Origin of the sequence: Streptomyces chattanoogensis (assembly GCF_001294335.1) — a bacterium.
Taxonomy (GTDB): Bacteria; Actinomycetota; Actinomycetes; order Streptomycetales; family Streptomycetaceae; genus Streptomyces; species Streptomyces chattanoogensis.
Map to the genome: position 1 here is coordinate 274,907 of NZ_LGKG01000013.1, position 16,320 is coordinate 291,226.

Sequence of the window (16,320 nt, forward strand, 5' to 3'; positions counted from 1 at the left end):
AGCCACGAAACGGAATTACCACGTCCATTTCACGGAACGGAATAACTCCATCCATTTTATTTTCCTTCCGGCCGGTCGGTTCTGCTGCTAAAGTCCCGGCCACGGGGGCAAAGTCCAGGAAAAGACCAGGCGATTGCGTCCCCACCCCTGCCCTTTTCCGGTCGGGGGAAAAACAGAAAACAGGGAGTACGGGGAAATATGCGAAGCAATTCGCTGAAGTCGCTGGCGGTCGGCTTTTCGGCCCTGGCGGTCACGGTCGGCGGGTTCGCGGGGACGGCCTCCGCCGACATCACTAGGCCGCAGCCCAAGCTGCACTGGGAGGTTTCGGCGGCGCTGGACGGGCAGCCCGGCAAGGCGGTGCGGTCCGGCTACCCGGGCGGAATGAACGAAGCAGAATTCCGGTTCTGTTCCGTGCCCAGCCACGTCAGCATCTGCAACAAGGCGAGCGACCACGCCAAGAAGGCCCTCGCCGAGGCACAGCGGCGATACAGCGGCTCTCTCCACAATGGCCGCGGAGATGCATTCCGGCACGCCTACTGGAATGCGCGCATGACCAAGGACATGGGCGCGGGAACGGCAAAGGGTTTTGCCGACCGTCATGAGCAGACCCCGGGCCAGCCGGCCATCGAAAAGAAGATGGACCTGTTCAACAACGACAAGGGCCGCTCGCTCGACCCGAAGCCGTCGTCGTACGCGGACGCCTCGGAGCGCTGCTCCTACAAGGCGCGCCACGGCCAGCTGCGCATCATCAGGAACGGCCGGCTGGTCCGTTCCTGACCGGTATCGTGCCGGGCTCCGCCGGCCCGCCTGATCCGCGGACGGTGACCAGGCCCGGGCCCGGGGCCGGGATCTCCCACGAGGTCCCGGCTCCGGGCCTTCCCGCGCACCCGTATCTGCGACCGGAGCACCACCGATGAACGCAAGCGCACCCCCGCCGACGCGGCCCTGGAGGATCCTCGCCGCCGTCTCCGGCGGCGTTCTGCTGGTCGAAGCCCTCTGGGGAGCCGTCACGCTCACCTTCCTGACCGGCTTCGTCGCCACGTCCTACGCGTTCGAGGGCGAGGAGGGCATGGCGAACGAAGCGGGGGTCGTCCTCCTCGGCGGCGGGGGCGCCGCCCTGCTCCTCTCTCTGGTGACCGCCGCCGTGCTGCTCTCCGCGGCGCTGCGCAACCGCGGACCGCTCGCCGGGGCAGCCAAGACCCTCGCGGTGGTGTGCACCCTGCTCCACCTCCTGGTCCTCGCCACCGCGCTCCTCCGCGGCCTCCCCGTGTTCACCGTCACGGCGCTGCCCGCACTTCTGCTGGCGGCCCTGTCGTACGGCCCGGGCGCCCGTACGGCACCGGCCGACCGGACCGCGGCATGACGAACAGGCCCCCGCTCGTACGCCTGCTGGTGTGGGTGGTCCGCCTGGCCCTGGCCGCTGCCGCCGCATCGCTGCTGGCCCGGCTACTCGGGGGCGGCACGGCCACCCCGCTCCCGCAGCTGGCGGTGTTCCTTCCGTACGCCGCCGCCGTCGCCGCCCTCGCCCTCCTCGGCGCCCTCGCCCTGCGGATCTGGCGCACCGCCGCCGTCGCCGCGGTGCTGGTGGCCGTCCCCGTCGCCCTGCTCGCACCCCGCTTCGTCACGGACCCCGGGCTGACCGTCCGGCCCGGTGCCCGAGCCGCCGGGGACACCCTGCGCGTGATGACGGCCAACGTGCTGGCGGGCGGTGCGGATGCCGAGGACGTCGTCGCCACGGTGCGCCGGGAGGCGCCCGATGTGCTGGCCGTGGAGGAGCTGACGCCCGCGGCGGTCAGGCGGTTCGACGCCGCGGGCCTGGCGAAGGCGCTGCCGCACCGGATCCTGCGGGCCGAGCCCGGGGTGGCGGGCATGGGCCTGTACTCCCGGCTGCCGCTGCGCGCCACGGGCGTACTGAAGGAGCCGACCACCTTCGCCATGCCCTGGGCCGTCGTGGACCTGCCGGGCGGGCCGGTGCGCATCCAGGCCGTCCACACCTTTCCGCCGCTGCCGCTGCGCGAGGGCAGATGGAGCGATGACCTCGCGGCGCTCGCCCGCCGGGCCCGCGTCACTCCGGGCCGGCAGGTGCTGCTCGGCGACTTCAACGCCACGCTCGACCACGGCCCGTTCCGCAAGGTCCTGGCGGCCGGACCGGCCGACGTCCACGACGCACTCGGCCGCGGCCTCGTCCGCACCTGGCCGTCCGGCCTCCCGCTGTTCCACCTGGACCATGTGCTGTTCGCCGGGGGCCTCAAGGCCGTGGACGTCCACGAGCGGACGATCCCCGGCACGGACCACCTCGCCGTCGTGGCGGAGCTGCGGGTCCCGTCCGCCGGGTCCGCCCCGGGCACCGGCAGCCGCCCCTGACGGCGCCGCGGCGGACCAGGCCCTCCCCTTCCCCTCAGGGGAACGGGAGGGTTTTTCGCATGGGCGGGCCGGGTGCGTAAACAGGCCATCACCCTCCGCAGAAACCGAACAAACGAGCCCTATACGGGCGCGCCGCCGGACTTTTTCGGACACGCCCGCCCCGCCCCCAGCTGACGGCCGAGGTTCACCTTGCGTTCACTCTCTTCCATCGGCCGCTTCACCTGATCTGCCTAATTTCGGCCGTACCGAGTGCGCATCACGCCCCGATGGCAAGCGCGACGCGGCGGGCCGACGCTGGAAGCAGCGCTGGTCATCACACCCCCGAAGGTCCCCCAGCTCGCCGGTGAAGCGGCGCGCCCCAGGAAGGAACTCCCGACAGTGAAGCTTCAGCGCAAGAACCGGGTTCGCGCCCTCGCCGTTGGCGCTCTCGCCGTCACCGGTGCCCTGGCCCTGTCCGCGTGCGGCTCCGACGACACCAGCGGCTCCAGCGGTGGCGGCGGCTCCGCCAAGGCCGCGGACATCAAGTGTGAGGGCAAGGGCAAGCTGCTCGCCTCCGGCTCCTCCGCGCAGAAGAACGCCATGGACGTCTGGGTCCAGAACTACTCCGGCGCCTGCAAGGGCACCGAGATCAACTACCAGCCCACCGGCTCCGGCGCGGGTGTGACCACCTTCCTGCAGGGCCAGACCGCCTTCGCGGGCTCCGACTCGGCGCTCAAGCCCGAAGAGATCGCGAAGTCGAAGAAGGTCTGCAAGGGCGGCCAGGCGATCGACCTCCCCATGGTCGGCGGCCCGATCGCGATCGGCTACAACGTCCCCGGCGTGGACAACCTCGTCCTGGACGCCCCGACCCTGTCGAAGATCTTCAACTCGGAGATCACCAAGTGGAACGACAAGGCGATCCAGAAGCTGAACCCGGACGCCAAGCTCCCGGACCTCAAGATCCAGGCGTTCCACCGCTCCGACGACTCCGGGACGACGGACAACTTCACCAAGTACCTCAAGGCCGCCGGCGGCTGGAAGCACGAGCCGGCGAAGAAGTGGGAGGGCGAGGGCGGCCAGGCGGCGTCCGGCTCGGCCGGCGTCTCCTCGCAGGTCAAGCAGACCAGCGGCGCGATCTCCTACTTCGAGCTGTCCTACGCCACCTCCACCAAGATCCCCACGGTCAAGCTGAACACCGGCGCCAAGGCCCCGGTCGAGGCCACCGTTGACAACGCCTCCAAGGCGATCTCCGAGGCCAAGCCCGCCGGCCAGGGCAACGACCTGGCCCTGAAGCTCAACTACACCACCAAGGCCGAGGGCGCGTACCCGATCACCCTGGTGACGTACGAGATCGCCTGCGACAAGGGCAACAAGGCCGACACCCTGCCCGCCACCAAGTCCTTCCTGACCTACGTCGCCAGCCAGGACGGCCAGAACGCCCTCAAGGCGCTCGGCTACGCCCCGCTGCCCACCGAGATCGCCGACAAGGTCCGCAAGACCGCCGCCACGCTCTCCTGACCTCCGGGCGGCGGCCGCACACACAGTGCAGCCGCCGCCCTTCCGGTGCACCGCCGCGCCAGGAGCCCCGGCCGGACGACGCCGTCCGGCCGGCTCCGCAGACCGGAGAACCAATGAATTCCTCCTCGCTATCCGATACGCCCCCGACCCCGGCGTCTACCGACAACTTCGCGTCCATATCGGGCAAGTCGGTCCGCCCCGGTGACCGGATCTTCCTCGGGCTCTCCCGCGGCTCCGGTATCGCCCTCCTGGTGATCATGGCGGCCATCGCCGCCTTCCTCACCTACCGGTCCGTGCTCGCCATCTCCGGCGACAAGGCCAACTTCTTCACCACCCTCGACTGGAACGCCACCGGCACCGAGCCCAAGTTCGGCATCGCCGTCCTGGCCTTCGGCACGGTCGTCAGCTCGGTGATCGCAATGGCCATCGCGGTCCCGGTCGCGGTCGGCATCGCGCTGTTCATCTCGCACTACGCCCCGCGCAAGCTGGCCTCCACGCTCGGCTACGTCATCGACCTGCTCGCCGCGGTGCCCAGCATCGTCTACGGCCTGTGGGGCGCGCTGTTCCTCGTCCCGCATCTGACCGGCCTCTACGGCTGGCTGGACGACTACCTCGGCTGGACCGGCATCTTCGAATACGGCGACGGGGCCGCCCGCTCGCTGTTCACCGTCGGCATCCTGCTCGCGATCATGATCCTGCCGATCGTGACCAGCGTGAGCCGCGAGGTCTTCCTCCAGGCTCCGAAGATGCACGAGGAGGCCGCCCTGGCCCTCGGCGCCACCCGCTGGGAAGTCATCCGCATGTCGGTGCTGCCCTTCGGCCGCTCGGGCATCATCAGCGCCTCGATGCTGGGCCTGGGCCGCGCGCTCGGCGAGACCATGGCCGTCGCCACGGTGCTCTCCCCCAGCTTCCTGATCGGCAAGAGCCTGCTGGACCCGGGCGGCGGCACCTTCGCCCAGAACATCGCCAGCAAGTTCAGCGAGGCCGATGAATTCGGCCAGGACGCCCTGATCGCCTCCGGCCTCGTCCTCTTCGTGATCACGCTGCTCGTCAACGGCGCGGCCCGCCTGATCATCGCCCGCCGCAAGGAGTACTCGGGAGCCGCAGCATGAGTGAGCGCAGCGAACGAATCATCAAGAGGCGCGCGCGTCGCGAATGCGGCGCCCCGCGAAGCGAGGTGTCGGCATGAGCACCCTGACTGACCGCACACAGGTCGCCAGTGGCGGCACCCCGCTGCCCGTCTCCCTCAAGCAGGCCCGGCTGCCCCGCTGGACCCCGCCGGTCCTCGCGCTGGTCGCAGCGGGAGCAGGCTGCGGCATCGGCCTCGGCGCCGGCCTGGACAGCAAGATCCAGTGGGGCCTGATCACCGCGCTGCTGTACATCTTCGGTACGTACGCGCTCTCCGCGGCCGTCGAAGGCGGCCGGCAGGCCAAGGACCGCCTGGCCACCAGCCTGGTCTGGACGGCCTTCCTGCTCGCCGTGATCCCGCTCGCGTCGCTCCTGTGGGAGACCGTCGCCCGCGGCATCAAGGTCCTGGACGGCTACTTCCTGTCCCACTCGATGGGCACCCTCCCGGACGCGATGCCCGGCGGCGGTATCTACCACGCGATCCTCGGCACCCTGGAGCAGGTGGGCCTGGCGACCCTGATCGCCGCGCCGATCGGCCTGCTCACCGCGATCTACCTGGTCGAGTACGGCCGGGGCAAGCTCGCCAAGACCGTCACCTTCTTCGTCGACGTCATGACGGGCATCCCGTCGATCGTGGCCGGCCTGTTCATCCTGTCCGTGTGGATCCTGATCCTCGGCTTCGGCCCGTCCGGCTTCGCCGGTGCGATGGCCCTGGCGATCCTGATGATGCCGGTCGTCGTCCGCTCCACCGAGGAGATGCTCAAGCTCGTCCCGAACGAGCTGCGCGAGGCGTCCCTCGCCCTGGGCGTCCCCAAGTGGCGCACCATCCTCAAGGTCGTCCTGCCGACATCGATCGGCGGTATCACCACCGGCGTGATGCTCGCCGTCGCCCGTATCACCGGTGAGACCGCCCCGGTACTGCTCCTGGTGTGGGGCGCGAAGACGATCAACAGCAACCCCTTCGAAGACGCCCAGCAGTCGCTTCCGCTGTATGTGTTCCAGCAGTGGCAGCAGGGTTCCGAGGCCTCCTACGACCGCGCCTGGGCCGCGGCACTGGTCCTCATCGCCTTCGTCATGATCCTCAACCTGGTGGCCCGCGGCATCGCCCGCTGGAAGGCCCCCAAGTCCGGTCGCTGAGGCATCCCTCAGTCGGCTCCGCCGACGGAGGCCAACCAGCGACCCCACAGACTTACCCCCGCGAAAGAAGCAGTGATCCCATGGCCAAGCGAATCGACGTCAGCGGCCTCTCCGCCTTCTACGGCAGCCACAAGGCCATCGACGACATCTCCATGACCATCGAGCCGCGCTCGGTGACCGCCTTCATCGGCCCGTCCGGCTGCGGCAAGTCGACCTTTCTGCGCACCCTGAACCGGATGCACGAGGTCACCCCCGGCGGCCGCGTCGAGGGCAAGGTGATGCTGGACGACGAGAACCTCTACGGCTCGGGTGTCGACCCGGTCGCCGTCCGCCGCACCGTCGGCATGGTCTTCCAGCGCCCCAACCCGTTCCCCACCATGTCGATCTTCGACAATGTGGCGGCCGGTCTGCGGCTGAACGGCTCGTACAAGAAGAGCGAGCTCAAGGACATCGTCGAGCGGTCCCTCAAGGGCGCCAACCTCTGGAACGAGGTCAAGGACCGCCTGAACAAGCCCGGCTCCGGCCTCTCCGGCGGCCAGCAGCAGCGGCTGTGCATCGCCCGCGCCATCGCGGTCGAGCCGCAGGTCCTGCTGATGGACGAGCCCTGCTCCGCCCTCGACCCGATCTCCACCCTCGCCATCGAGGACCTGATCGGCGAGCTCAAGGAGCGCTTCACGATCGTCATCGTGACGCACAACATGCAGCAGGCCGCGCGCGTCTCGGACCGTACGGCGTTCTTCAACCTCGCGGCGGTCGGCAAGCCCGGCAAGCTGATCGAGATCGACGAGACCGAGCGGATCTTCTCCAACCCGTCGGTGCAGGCCACGGAGGACTACATCTCCGGCCGCTTCGGCTGAGCCGCCGAGCCCGGCTCACGGCCGACGCCCCTGAGCGTCCTGCGGTGCTGCATGGCGGTGCCACCGCAAGGCGAAGGGCCCGCCCCTCTTCCCGGGGGGCGGGCCCATTTCTGTGTCTGCTCGGTGTCTGCTCCGTGCCTGCCGGAGGGCGTTACCCGAACGCCAGCCGGATGAGCCAGTACGCCAGCGCCGCGACACCCGCCGCCGCCGGCATCGTGATGAACCAGCCCATCACGATGTTCTTGGCCACGCCCCAGCGCACCGCGCGCGGGCCCTTGGTGGAGCCGACGCCCATGATCCCGGCCGTGATGACATGCGTCGTGGAGATCGGCGCGTGGAACATGAACGACGCGGTGTACATGACCGAGGCGGCCGTGGTCTCCGCGGCGAAGCCCTGCGGCGGGTCCAGCTCGATGATCCGGCGGCCCAGCGTCCGCATGATGCGCCAGCCGCCCGCGTACGTACCCAGCGAGAGCGTGATCGCACAGGCCAGCTTGACCCAGATCGGGATGGCGTCGTTCGGGCTCTCGACATCGGCGATGACCAGGGCCATCACCACGACACCCATGGTCTTCTGGGCGTCCTGCAGACCGTGGCCGAGCGCCATGCCCGCGGCCGAGACGGTCTGCGCTATGCGGAAGCCGCGCTTGGCCTTGTGCGGGTTGGCCTTACGGAATATCCAGAGGATCACGACCATCACCAGGTAGCCGAGCACCAGGCCGATCACCGGCGAGATGAACATCGGCAGGACGACCTTCTCGATCACCCCGGACCAGATCACCTTGGTGCCGCCGGCCAGCGCCGCGCCGACCATGCCGCCGAACAGCGCATGCGAGGACGACGACGGCAGCCCGAAGTACCAGGTGACCAGGTTCCAGACCACCGCACCGACCAGGGCCGCGAAGAGGATGCCCATCCCCTGGTTGCCCTGCGGTGTGGCGATCAGGCCCTCGCTGACCGTCTTGGCGACCCCGCTGCCCAGAAAGGCACCCGCGAGGTTCATGACGGCGGCCATCGCCAGCGCCGCCCGCGGGGTCAGCGCCCGGGTCGAGACCGAGGTCGCGATGGCGTTCGCCGAGTCGTGGAAGCCGTTGGTGTATGTGAAACCGAGCGCGACCGCAATGGTCACGACAAGCGCAAAGGTATCCATGGCCGGGGCTCAGGATTCCTTTACCGCGATGGTCTCGACGGTGTTGGCGACGTGCTCGAACGCGTCCGCCGCCTCCTCCAGGATGTCCACGATCTGCTTGAGCTTGAGCACCTCGATGGCGTCGTACTTGCCGTTGAAGAGGTGCGCGAGCAGCTTGCGGTGGATCTGGTCGGCCTGGTTCTCGAGGCGGTTGACCTCGATCCAGTACTCGGTGAGGTTCGACATCGTGCGCAGATTCGGCATCGCCTCGGCGGTCAGCTCCGCCGCCCGCGCCAGCACCTCGATCTGCTGCTCGATGCCCTTGGGCAGCTCCTCGACCTTGTACAGCACGACAAGATCGACGGCCTCCTCCATGAAGTCCATGATGTCGTCGAGCGACGAGGCGAGGTTGTAGATGTCCTCGCGGTCGAACGGCGTGATGAAGGACGAGTTGAGCTGGTGGAAGATCGCGTGTGTCGCGTCGTCCCCGGCGTGCTCGGCCGCCCGCATCCGTTCGGCGATCTCTGTCCGCGCGGAGGCGTCCGCCCCGAGCAGTTCCATCAGGAGCTTGGAGCCCGTGACGATGTTGTCCGCGGAGGCGGCGAACATGTCGTAGAAGCTCGTCTCCCTGGGGGTCAGACGAAAGCGCACGTGAAATCCTCGGGGTGCATCGGATTCGGTCGAGTTGATGCTAGGCGCATCATCCAGCCACTGCTAACCGGCATTCCTTCAGTGTCGCCCATCGGGCAGCATGCTCTGCACGGGGGACCGCCGAGGCTCGAACAATTCGGTACAATATACCCACCAGGGGTATACGGATCGCCTGCATGGACCGCTGTGATCACTGTGATCGCCGTATACGGAACGCCTAGATACCACGGGAGACGGCCATGACGACCACGGACGCCGACACCAGCGGCACCGCCGCAGCCCCCTCGGCCTGCCACACCGCACAGCCGAAAACCGACCCCGGCACCGTGACCGATTCCACTGCGCCGTCCCCGTCCGCCGGCGTCCACGGCTACGCCAAGCAGAGGGACGCCCACATCAAGCGCCTGCGCCGCATCGAGGGCCAGATTCGCGGCCTCCAGCGGATGCTCGAGGAAGACGTCTACTGCATCGACATACTCACCCAGGTCTCGGCCAGCACCAAGGGCCTGCAGTCCTTCGGCCTCCAGCTCCTCGAGGAGCATCTGCGGCACTGCGTCGCCGACGCCGCGGCCAAGGGCCCCGAGGCCGTCGACGCCAAGGTCCAGGAAGCGACCAAGGCCATCGAGCGGATGCTGCGCACCTGACCGGCCGGACACGGAGCCGGCGGCCGCTCAGCCGCGTCCCGCCGGACCGGCCCCCGGGGGCACCAGCTCCGCGCCCTCACCGCCGTCCGCGTCGTCTGCCCCGTCCCCGTCCACGTCCAGCACTTCGTCGATACGGTCCCGGCTGAGCCGATCCCCCGTGGCGGCCGCGGCCGCGATCATCAACTCACCAGTGAGGTCGATCTCGACGAGGGCTACGTGGTCCTGAACCGTTGGATGGCGGTGTCCGGCCACGTACCACACCTCCTCCTCCGAGCGCCTTCCCACGCTTCTGGTGGTTACCGCCCAGCGTAGGGAGGGGCACACACTGCGCGCATGGCACGGATGGACCATTTCCGCCATCCGGCATGCGCCCCCGGAAGATGCCGCGGCGCCGCCGCGTTACGGCGCCGCAGAAGCGATCTTCCCGGTGTAGATATCGCGCCGTTCGGGCAGCCGCACCCCGGCGGCCCGCACCCCGAAGTCGTAGAGCTCTGTGGTGGAGGTCACCGACGCTCCCTCGGGCGCCCCGTTGGCGAACTGGAACCGCTGGCGCGCCTTGCGCAGCCGTCCGACCTCGTCCAGATACACATCGAACGGCACGGCATCCGTGGTGAACCCTTTCTCCGCCGCGGTCAGCGCCGGTCCGCTGCGCCGCGACGCCGCCCGCGCGGCCACCCCGATGTCCGTGATGCCGCGATAGTGCCGCACCCGGACGCCGTCCAGCCGCTCCTCCCCGCGGTAGGCCACCTCCCGTGCGCCCCGCAGCAGTTCGGCGGCGGCCAGCGGATCGGTCGCACCGCCGGTGACCAGATTGCCGTCGGCCAGCGCGGCGGTGGCCATCCGTACCCATTTGTCGGCCGGTACCCCGGCGCCGCGGTTCTTCATGAACAGCGCGCCGGGCGCCAGGATCTCGGTGATCGGCTGACGGCCCTCGCCGGGCTTGTCCGCGAGATCCGGCAGCAGGACGCGCAGCTGCCCGCTGCTGGTGCGGAAGTCGTAGATCCCGGTGCCCCGGATGGCGACGCGGGTGCCGCCGCTCGCGGTCTCCATCGCCGTACGGACCCGGGCGGCGCCGGCCCGCACCAGCGCATCGGCGCTGCGCCGGACCTCGGAGGCGGCGGCCCGGGCGGTGGCCGCCTGGTCGTCGGCCGCGGCGCCGTCGGGGGAGCAGCCCGTCGCCAGCAGTCCCACGGCCAGACCCGTCCCGCACGCCACGGCCATGGAGACCGCGCCACCTCGTCTGTCCTGCACCACCATCGCGTACGAGCCCCCTCGGCCGCTGTGCTCCGGACGGCCTGTGCCGACCGCCCCGTTCAACGACCGATACCGGGGGCCCGTCACGCAAACCCACCCCGGGCGCGTAGCGTGGCCGGGTGCCCGACCGAGCCCCGCACACGACCTCCACCACCGAGCGTGGTTCCTTCTGCCACGCCCGCTGCGACTGCGGTTGGCGGGGGCCGGCCCGCCGCGCCCGCTCCCAGGCGCGTACGGACGCGGAGCGGCACCAGGTCGCCGCCGAGAGTGACGCGAAACACCCCCTGGAATAACTCGCTCCGTTCCGCGCGCCGCCCCTGGAACCTCCAACGCCCGCACGGCATCTGGGTAATGGGGAAAGCAAGAGCAGCGAGCAGCAGCGGACTTCACGGTCATCAACGGACGTCACCGGACAAACAGCACCCGGGCGACATCGACCAATTCCGGACACAGCGGTACGCACCGACTGTGGCGCCGGCCGTGTCCCGCCGTCCGATGCCCGCTCCCCATGCACGCGCCCCGTGACTGACGACCGGCGGGCGGGGCCGGACCGTACCAATCGAGGGGGACATCCCAGTGAAGCGGCGCACACTCCTGCAGGCGGGCGGCACTCTCGCGGCGACCTCGGTCGCCTGGGCCACCGGCTGCAACACCACGAAGGGTGGGGCGGACGCGGCGGCCACCACGGGCAACGCCGCCGGGACCAACGCGGCCTCCGCCCCGGCGGGCGCCCTCGGCAGGAGCCGGGCCACCGCGTCCTCCTGGACGGCGCTCGACAAAAGCCTGGACGGCAAGCTGATACGCGCCTCCGACGCCGCGTACGCCACCGCCCGCCGCCTCTACAACACCCGCTACGACAGCCTCAAACCGTCGGCCATCGCCTACGTCCAGCATCCGTCGGACATCGCCGAATGCCTGGCCTTCGCCCGCCGTTACGACACCCCGGTCGCCATCCGCAGCGGCGGCCACTCCTACGCCGGCTGGTCCAGCGGCAACGGCAGGCTCATCATCGACGTCTCCGCCCTCTCCAAGGTCGGCGCGCCCTCCGGCGGCATCACCCGCATCGGCGCCGGCGCCAAGCTGATAGACGTCTACGAGGGCCTGGGCGCGCACGGCGTGACGATCCCCGGCGGCTCCTGCCCCACCGTCGGCATATCCGGCCTCACCCTCGGCGGCGGCCATGGCGTCGCCTCCCGCGCATACGGCCTGACCTGCGACAGCCTGGTAGGCGCCACGCTCGTCACGGCCGACGGCAAGACCGTCGACTGCGACAAGTCCCAGCACTCCGACCTCTTCTGGGCGCTGCGCGGCGCGGGCAACGGCAACTTCGGCGTGGTCACCGAACTCCGCTTCCGCACGCATCCGGCGCCACGCGCCGTGATGGCGTATCTGACCTGGCCCTGGTCCAAGGCGGCGAAGGTGGTCGCCTCCTGGCAGAAGTGGGGCCCGACGCAGGCCGACGAGATCTGGTCCTCCTGCCATCTCGACGCCCGGCCCGGCGGCACCCCCGGCGTCTCCGTGGCCGCCTTCTCCCTCGGCTCCTACAGCGACCTCAAGAACGCCCTCGACAGACTCGCCGACCAGCCCGGCGGCCCCGGCCCCGCCACCAGCGTCCGCCTCACCCCCACCTCGTACCTGGACGCGATGGAGGCCTACGCCGGCTGCTCCTCCAAGTCCACCGCACAGTGCCATATGCCGGGCTCCCTCCCCGGCCACACCGGCTCCGGCCAGCTGGGCCGCGAGACCTACGCGGCCCGCTCCCACTTCTTCGACCGCTCGCTGTCCGCGGCCGGCATCCAGACCCTGATGGCCCAGATAGAGAGCGGCGGCCGCAAGGGCGTCAACGGCAATGTCGCCCTGACGGCACTGGGCGGCGCGATCAACCGCGTCGGCCGCACCGACACCGCCTTCGTGCACCGCGGATCCCGCTTCCTCGCCCAGTACTTGACGTCCTGGCCCGCCAACGGCTCGCCCGGCTCACGTACCGCATGGCTGAATTCCTTCCATTCCGCCATGCGCCGCCATTCCTCCGGCGCCGCCTACCAGAACTACACGGACCCGGCCCTCACCGACTGGAAGTCCGCCTACTACGGCCCGGCCGCCGGCCGCCTCGCCCAGGTCAAGCAGAGCTACGACCCGCAGCGGCTGTTCAGCACCTTTCCGCAGGCGCTCTGAGGGTGCCTACGCGGACGGCCCGGCCCCTCACAGGGGGCCGGGCCGTTTCGTGTCTCCGGGGACGGCGTCAGGCCGCCAGATCCTTGTCGCGGTCCCGGCGCCGCGACGGCGCCGCCGAACCGCCGGCGATCATCCGCTCGTCCTCGGCGCCGAGACCGCCGTGACCGCCCGTTCCCGTGCTCGTACTGCCGGCCGGGGCCGACGGCACCGCACCGGGCGCCTGCACGAACCACGCGATCCATCCGACCGGCGACCGTCCGACCGCCGTCATCAGCGGTACGAGCAGCGCCTGCGCGACCGGCGCGAGCAACAGCGCGACGGCCGTGCCCAGCGCGAACCCGCCCACCACATCGGTCGGGTAGTGGACGCCCATGTAGACCCGGCAGAACCCCTCCGCCAGCGCCAGCGCGATCCCGGCCAGGCCGTACTTGCGGCTGGCGACGAACAGGCCGACCCCGACCGCCATGGTCAGCGTCGCGTGGTCACTCACGAACGAGTAGTCGCTCTTGCCCGGAATCAGCACTTCCAGACCGGCATGATCCTTGAACGGCCGCGGTCGCTCGACGAACGCCCGGATCGGAATGTTGGCGAGCAGCGCGATACCGGCCGCCAGCGGCGCCCAGACCAGACCGGCGATGGCGGCGGGCGCATCGGACCTGCGCCGGGCACCCCACCACGCGATCAGACACAGCACCGCGAGCCCGGCGATGATGCCGTACTCGCCGATGTACTCCATCGCGCGGTTGACCCAGTGCGGCGCATCCTTCGCAAGGCCGTTGATGCCGTCGAGCACGTCGACATCGGGGTTCGGCCCCTCCAGTGCGAGTCCAGCCATCTGCCGCGACCCCTTACCTTTCGCGCGCGCGAGCGCCTGTGTGTGCTGCCGGCCCCCGTGTGGTGCGTCGAGCGTCTGCCGTGTCCCGTGTGTCCGGCCCGGATACGTCCGTACGTCCCCACGCAAGAGGAACGCGGCGCCCCCCGCCGCCGTTCCCCCCTCAACCGGATGATCACCAGGACGTTATCGAAGCTTGACTCATCACCGCAGTTCAGGCCTCGGTTCAGACCCCGGTCCCGGTACGCGCTCGCATCCCATCCTCACGCAGCGTCCTCCCGCGGCAGCGCTTTCGCGCCATCCGAGGTGACCCGGGTCGCCCCGATGTAGTCCGGGGTATCGATCTTGTCGAACCGGATCACGGCCCCGGTGTACGGCGCATTGATCATGTAGCCACCGCCCACATAGATCCCCACGTGATGAATCGACCGCGGATCCTTCAGGTCGTACGCGAAGAACACCAGGTCCCCCGGGAGCAGGGCGTTCCGCTCCGGATGCGGCCCGGCGTTCCACTGGTCGTTCGCGACCCGCGGCAGCTCGATGCCCACCGAGTGGTACGCGGCCTGGGTCAGCCCGGAGCAGTCGAACCGCCCGCCCTGCGCCGCCGTCCCGGTCCCGCCCCACAGATACCTCGTTCCCAGCTTCTTCTGGGCGTAGTAAATGGCGGCCGCGGCCTGCCTCGACGACGCCACCGGCCCCGTAGGCGCCTCAAAACTCTTGGCCAGCGTCGTAATCGTCTTCACATAGTTCTGCGTCTCGCGGTACGGCGGCACTCCGTCGTACTGAATCACCCGGTACGCCCCGGCGTTGTACGCGGCAAGCATGTTGCGCGTGGCGTCCCCCGATGCCCCCTTCACATACTTCGCCAGCTCACAGTCGTACGAAGCGGCCGACGGAATGGCATCCTCCGGATCCCATACATCCCGCTTCCCGTCGCCGTTCCCGTCCACCCCATGGGTCTCCCACGTCCCCGGGATGAACTGCGCCATGCCCTGTGCGGCCGCCGGGCTCTGCGCCTTCGGGTTCCACCCGCTCTCCTGGTACAACTGCGCCGCCAGCAAGGCAGGACTGATCGCCGGGCAGAGCGTCCCCCACTTCTGCACCAGCGACTGATATGCAGCCGGCACGGCCCCCTTGGCCAGCCCGGCCGCCCGTCCCGCGGCCCCCGCCAGCCCGGCGGCCGCCGAATACGTCCCCACCACCAACAACCCCAGCAGGCAGAGCACCAGCCCCACCCCGAGCCCACCGGCAACCCAGAATTTCCGCACGCCTCAACCCTCCCCCATCCGGGGTGGGTTCACTGCGCTTTCCCGTACCTACGCGCGATTTACGGCCGCGCGACGGCGCGCGAGGCGGCGCAGGGGGCAGCACACGAGGGGCGCAGCGGCACATGCCGGTCCGTCAGCAGCCATGCGCCCGCACCGCCTCCGGAACGTATGCCCGCAGAAACCGCCCGAGGGCTCTGCGCCGGGCCCTGGCGCCATACGGCGCATCACGCTCCGCCCGCCCCGGAGCCGCCCGCCCCGGCCCGCTGCACAGCACCCGGCAGCACCCGTCCGCGCCCTGCCCGCCCCCGATGCGGGACACTGGTCCGGACACCGACGACAGGACGCACCCCATGGACTCGAACAACCCGAAGCAGATGAGCCGCCACCTGTGGTGGCGCGTGGGGTACTTCCTGTTCGCCATCCACCTGGTGGCGCTCGTCATGATCTTCGCCATGTCCCACGCCCCGCGGTAACGCCCGAAGCGGGCGCGGCGCCCGCCCCACCACGTAAGGACCCCCATGTCCCTCACCTGGCACAAGGCAACCGACGACCCGGACGCCCCGGAGTACATCGAGGTCGCCTTCGCGGACGGCGGCGCGGTGCACCTGCGCACCAGCACCGACCCCGAGAACATCGTCACCACCACCCGCGCCAAGTGGGACGCCTTCGTCCTCGGCGTGAAGGCCGGTGAGTTCGACCACTTCGCGGGACTCTGACCGGGCGGCGACCGGCCGGCCGCCGCCCCTCGATGATCATTGCCCAGGGTTATCGGCCGTGATACACACAGTGAGACTATGGGTTCAGTGGACGGCGTGAGCGACCACATACACACCTCTCCCACGGGATCCGTCAAAGAAAGCCGCCAAGTCGACTTCTGACGGCACCCCCGTCGGCGAAGATAGAGACTGACGAGGCCGGCCGCGCCACCCGACGCGGCCGCACAACTACCCACAAAGGGCGGTGAGTTCACACATGGCACACATGTCACACATGTTCCTTGCGGCCGAAAAGGGCGACATCACCACCATCATCGGCGGAATCGCCCCGGACTGGGGGCCGTTCGGGAGCCTGGGCAACGAAGCCCGCGTGATGGTCGAAGTGGTCATGGCGGTCGCGATCCTGCTGTGCCTGGGCATCGCGATCTGGGGCGCGGCCAAACAGCGCATCGGCGCCACCGCACTACGCGACACCTTCAGCGCCGAACAGGGCAAGGGTCTGATCGTGGCCGGTCTGACCGGTGTCTTCATCATCGGATCACTGGGGACGCTCTTCACGATCGTCTACGGCATGGCGGTCTAGACCGCCCACGGCACGGCCCCAGGACCACCGCCCGGCCCCCACCGTCCCCCCACCATCCCGGCACACACCCGCCCCGGCACCGCCC

General features: G+C 69.8%; 19 protein-coding genes. 13 read left to right on the plus strand and 6 right to left on the minus strand.

The annotated features are described in order from the left end of the window. Positions 1 to 198: 198 nt before the first annotated feature. From ADL29_RS05505 to pstB, 7 genes are all read left to right on the plus strand, one after another. Complete coding sequence (locus ADL29_RS05505; RefSeq protein WP_053922591.1) at positions 199 to 777, plus strand: DUF6973 domain-containing protein; 579 nt, start codon at positions 199 to 201, stop codon at positions 775 to 777. Positions 778 to 913: 136 nt separating this feature from the next. Further along, positions 914 to 1,363: a hypothetical protein gene (locus ADL29_RS05510; RefSeq protein ID WP_053922592.1), complete on the plus strand. Its 450-nt coding sequence runs from the start codon at positions 914 to 916 to the stop codon at positions 1,361 to 1,363. Beyond that, positions 1,360 to 2,364, plus strand: coding sequence for an endonuclease/exonuclease/phosphatase family protein (locus ADL29_RS05515; RefSeq protein ID WP_053922593.1), 1,005 nt, complete (start codon positions 1,360 to 1,362; stop codon positions 2,362 to 2,364). The genes ADL29_RS05510 and ADL29_RS05515 overlap by 4 nt, the downstream gene beginning before the upstream one ends. 378 nt (positions 2,365 to 2,742) lie before the next feature. After that, positions 2,743 to 3,861 carry a phosphate ABC transporter substrate-binding protein PstS gene (pstS, locus tag ADL29_RS05520; protein WP_053922594.1) on the plus strand — a complete coding sequence of 373 codons (1,119 nt, stop codon included), beginning with the start codon at positions 2,743 to 2,745 and terminating at the stop codon, positions 3,859 to 3,861. 113 nt (positions 3,862 to 3,974) lie between these two features. Then, positions 3,975 to 4,973, plus strand: coding sequence for a phosphate ABC transporter permease subunit PstC (gene pstC / locus ADL29_RS05525; RefSeq protein WP_053922595.1), 999 nt, complete (start codon positions 3,975 to 3,977; stop codon positions 4,971 to 4,973). A gap of 73 nt (positions 4,974 to 5,046) precedes the next feature. Next, positions 5,047 to 6,126 (plus strand): phosphate ABC transporter permease PstA, encoded by a 1,080-nt coding sequence (gene pstA, locus ADL29_RS05530; RefSeq protein ID WP_107094895.1) that lies wholly within the window; start codon positions 5,047 to 5,049, stop codon positions 6,124 to 6,126. A gap of 80 nt (positions 6,127 to 6,206) precedes the next feature. Beyond that, entirely contained in the window at positions 6,207 to 6,983 is a 777-nt protein-coding gene (gene pstB, locus ADL29_RS05535; protein WP_046926681.1) for a phosphate ABC transporter ATP-binding protein PstB, read from the plus strand. Between the two features lie 151 nt (positions 6,984 to 7,134). On the opposite strand, the gene ADL29_RS05540 is transcribed toward pstB, so the two are convergent. Together ADL29_RS05540 and ADL29_RS05545 are read right to left on the minus strand one after the other, a co-directional pair. Further along, positions 7,135 to 8,133, minus strand: a complete 999-nt coding sequence (locus tag ADL29_RS05540) for an inorganic phosphate transporter (protein ID WP_053922596.1) — start codon at positions 8,131 to 8,133, stop codon at positions 7,135 to 7,137. A gap of 9 nt (positions 8,134 to 8,142) precedes the next feature. Then, positions 8,143 to 8,763: a DUF47 domain-containing protein gene (locus tag ADL29_RS05545; protein ID WP_030069756.1), complete on the minus strand. Its 621-nt coding sequence runs from the start codon at positions 8,761 to 8,763 to the stop codon at positions 8,143 to 8,145. Between the two features lie 239 nt (positions 8,764 to 9,002). Between ADL29_RS05545 and ADL29_RS05550 the strand changes: the two genes are divergently transcribed. Beyond that, positions 9,003 to 9,407: a metal-sensitive transcriptional regulator gene (locus tag ADL29_RS05550; protein ID WP_053922597.1), complete on the plus strand. Its 405-nt coding sequence runs from the start codon at positions 9,003 to 9,005 to the stop codon at positions 9,405 to 9,407. Positions 9,408 to 9,434: 27 nt separating this feature from the next. Here the strand turns inward: ADL29_RS05550 and ADL29_RS05555 are convergent, their stop codons facing one another. Beyond that, complete coding sequence (locus ADL29_RS05555) at positions 9,435 to 9,692, minus strand: hypothetical protein (RefSeq protein ID WP_425424201.1); 258 nt, start codon at positions 9,690 to 9,692, stop codon at positions 9,435 to 9,437. Between the two features lie 114 nt (positions 9,693 to 9,806). After that, complete coding sequence (locus ADL29_RS05560; protein WP_053922599.1) at positions 9,807 to 10,664, minus strand: SCO4651 family lipoprotein; 858 nt, start codon at positions 10,662 to 10,664, stop codon at positions 9,807 to 9,809. Between the two features lie 116 nt (positions 10,665 to 10,780). On the opposite strand from ADL29_RS05560, the gene ADL29_RS43955 reads away from it, so the two are divergent. After that, positions 10,781 to 10,954, plus strand: a complete 174-nt coding sequence (locus ADL29_RS43955) for a hypothetical protein (RefSeq protein WP_169795190.1) — start codon at positions 10,781 to 10,783, stop codon at positions 10,952 to 10,954. A 283-nt stretch (positions 10,955 to 11,237) separates the two neighbouring features. Continuing rightward, positions 11,238 to 12,836, plus strand: a complete 1,599-nt coding sequence (locus ADL29_RS05565) for an FAD-binding oxidoreductase (protein ID WP_053922600.1) — start codon at positions 11,238 to 11,240, stop codon at positions 12,834 to 12,836. A gap of 67 nt (positions 12,837 to 12,903) precedes the next feature. Here the strand turns inward: ADL29_RS05565 and ADL29_RS05570 are convergent, their stop codons facing one another. Both ADL29_RS05570 and ADL29_RS05575 read right to left on the minus strand, forming a co-directional pair. Further along, on the minus strand, positions 12,904 to 13,671 hold the full coding sequence (locus tag ADL29_RS05570; RefSeq protein WP_053922601.1) for a phosphatase PAP2 family protein: 768 nt from the start codon (positions 13,669 to 13,671) through the stop codon (positions 12,904 to 12,906). Positions 13,672 to 13,931: 260 nt separating this feature from the next. Then, positions 13,932 to 14,936 (minus strand): C40 family peptidase, encoded by a 1,005-nt coding sequence (locus ADL29_RS05575; RefSeq protein ID WP_053922602.1) that lies wholly within the window; start codon positions 14,934 to 14,936, stop codon positions 13,932 to 13,934. A 350-nt stretch (positions 14,937 to 15,286) separates the two neighbouring features. On the opposite strand from ADL29_RS05575, the gene ADL29_RS45960 reads away from it, so the two are divergent. The 3 genes from ADL29_RS45960 (at position 15,287) to ADL29_RS05585 (ending at position 16,235) form a co-directional block, all read left to right on the plus strand. Next, positions 15,287 to 15,409 carry a hypothetical protein gene (locus ADL29_RS45960; protein WP_281181769.1) on the plus strand — a complete coding sequence of 41 codons (123 nt, stop codon included), beginning with the start codon at positions 15,287 to 15,289 and terminating at the stop codon, positions 15,407 to 15,409. A gap of 45 nt (positions 15,410 to 15,454) precedes the next feature. After that, positions 15,455 to 15,652, plus strand: coding sequence for a DUF397 domain-containing protein (locus ADL29_RS05580; RefSeq protein ID WP_046926689.1), 198 nt, complete (start codon positions 15,455 to 15,457; stop codon positions 15,650 to 15,652). Between the two features lie 274 nt (positions 15,653 to 15,926). Further along, positions 15,927 to 16,235, plus strand: coding sequence for a hypothetical protein (locus ADL29_RS05585; protein WP_046930918.1), 309 nt, complete (start codon positions 15,927 to 15,929; stop codon positions 16,233 to 16,235). Positions 16,236 to 16,320 lie beyond the last annotated feature (85 nt).

Bases quoted from the DNA above. Each gene is read 5' to 3' on its own strand.
- ADL29_RS05505 (WP_053922591.1), top strand. From the start codon at position 199: ATGCGAAGCAATTCGCTGAAGTCGCTGGCGGTCGGCTTTTCGGCCCTG.
- ADL29_RS05510 (WP_053922592.1), top strand. From the start codon at position 914: ATGAACGCAAGCGCACCCCCGCCGACGCGGCCCTGGAGGATCCTCGCC.
- ADL29_RS05515 (WP_053922593.1), top strand. From the start codon at position 1,360: ATGACGAACAGGCCCCCGCTCGTACGCCTGCTGGTGTGGGTGGTCCGC.
- pstC (WP_053922595.1), top strand. From the start codon at position 3,975: ATGAATTCCTCCTCGCTATCCGATACGCCCCCGACCCCGGCGTCTACC.
- pstA (WP_107094895.1), top strand. From the start codon at position 5,047: ATGAGCACCCTGACTGACCGCACACAGGTCGCCAGTGGCGGCACCCCG.
- pstB (WP_046926681.1), top strand. From the start codon at position 6,207: ATGGCCAAGCGAATCGACGTCAGCGGCCTCTCCGCCTTCTACGGCAGC.
- ADL29_RS05540 (WP_053922596.1), bottom strand. From the start codon at position 8,133: ATGGATACCTTTGCGCTTGTCGTGACCATTGCGGTCGCGCTCGGTTTC.
- ADL29_RS05550 (WP_053922597.1), top strand. From the start codon at position 9,003: ATGACGACCACGGACGCCGACACCAGCGGCACCGCCGCAGCCCCCTCG.
- ADL29_RS05560 (WP_053922599.1), bottom strand. From the start codon at position 10,664: ATGGTGGTGCAGGACAGACGAGGTGGCGCGGTCTCCATGGCCGTGGCG.
- ADL29_RS05570 (WP_053922601.1), bottom strand. From the start codon at position 13,671: ATGGCTGGACTCGCACTGGAGGGGCCGAACCCCGATGTCGACGTGCTC.
- ADL29_RS45960 (WP_281181769.1), top strand. From the start codon at position 15,287: ATGGACTCGAACAACCCGAAGCAGATGAGCCGCCACCTGTGGTGGCGC.
- ADL29_RS05580 (WP_046926689.1), top strand. From the start codon at position 15,455: ATGTCCCTCACCTGGCACAAGGCAACCGACGACCCGGACGCCCCGGAG.
- ADL29_RS05585 (WP_046930918.1), top strand. From the start codon at position 15,927: ATGTTCCTTGCGGCCGAAAAGGGCGACATCACCACCATCATCGGCGGA.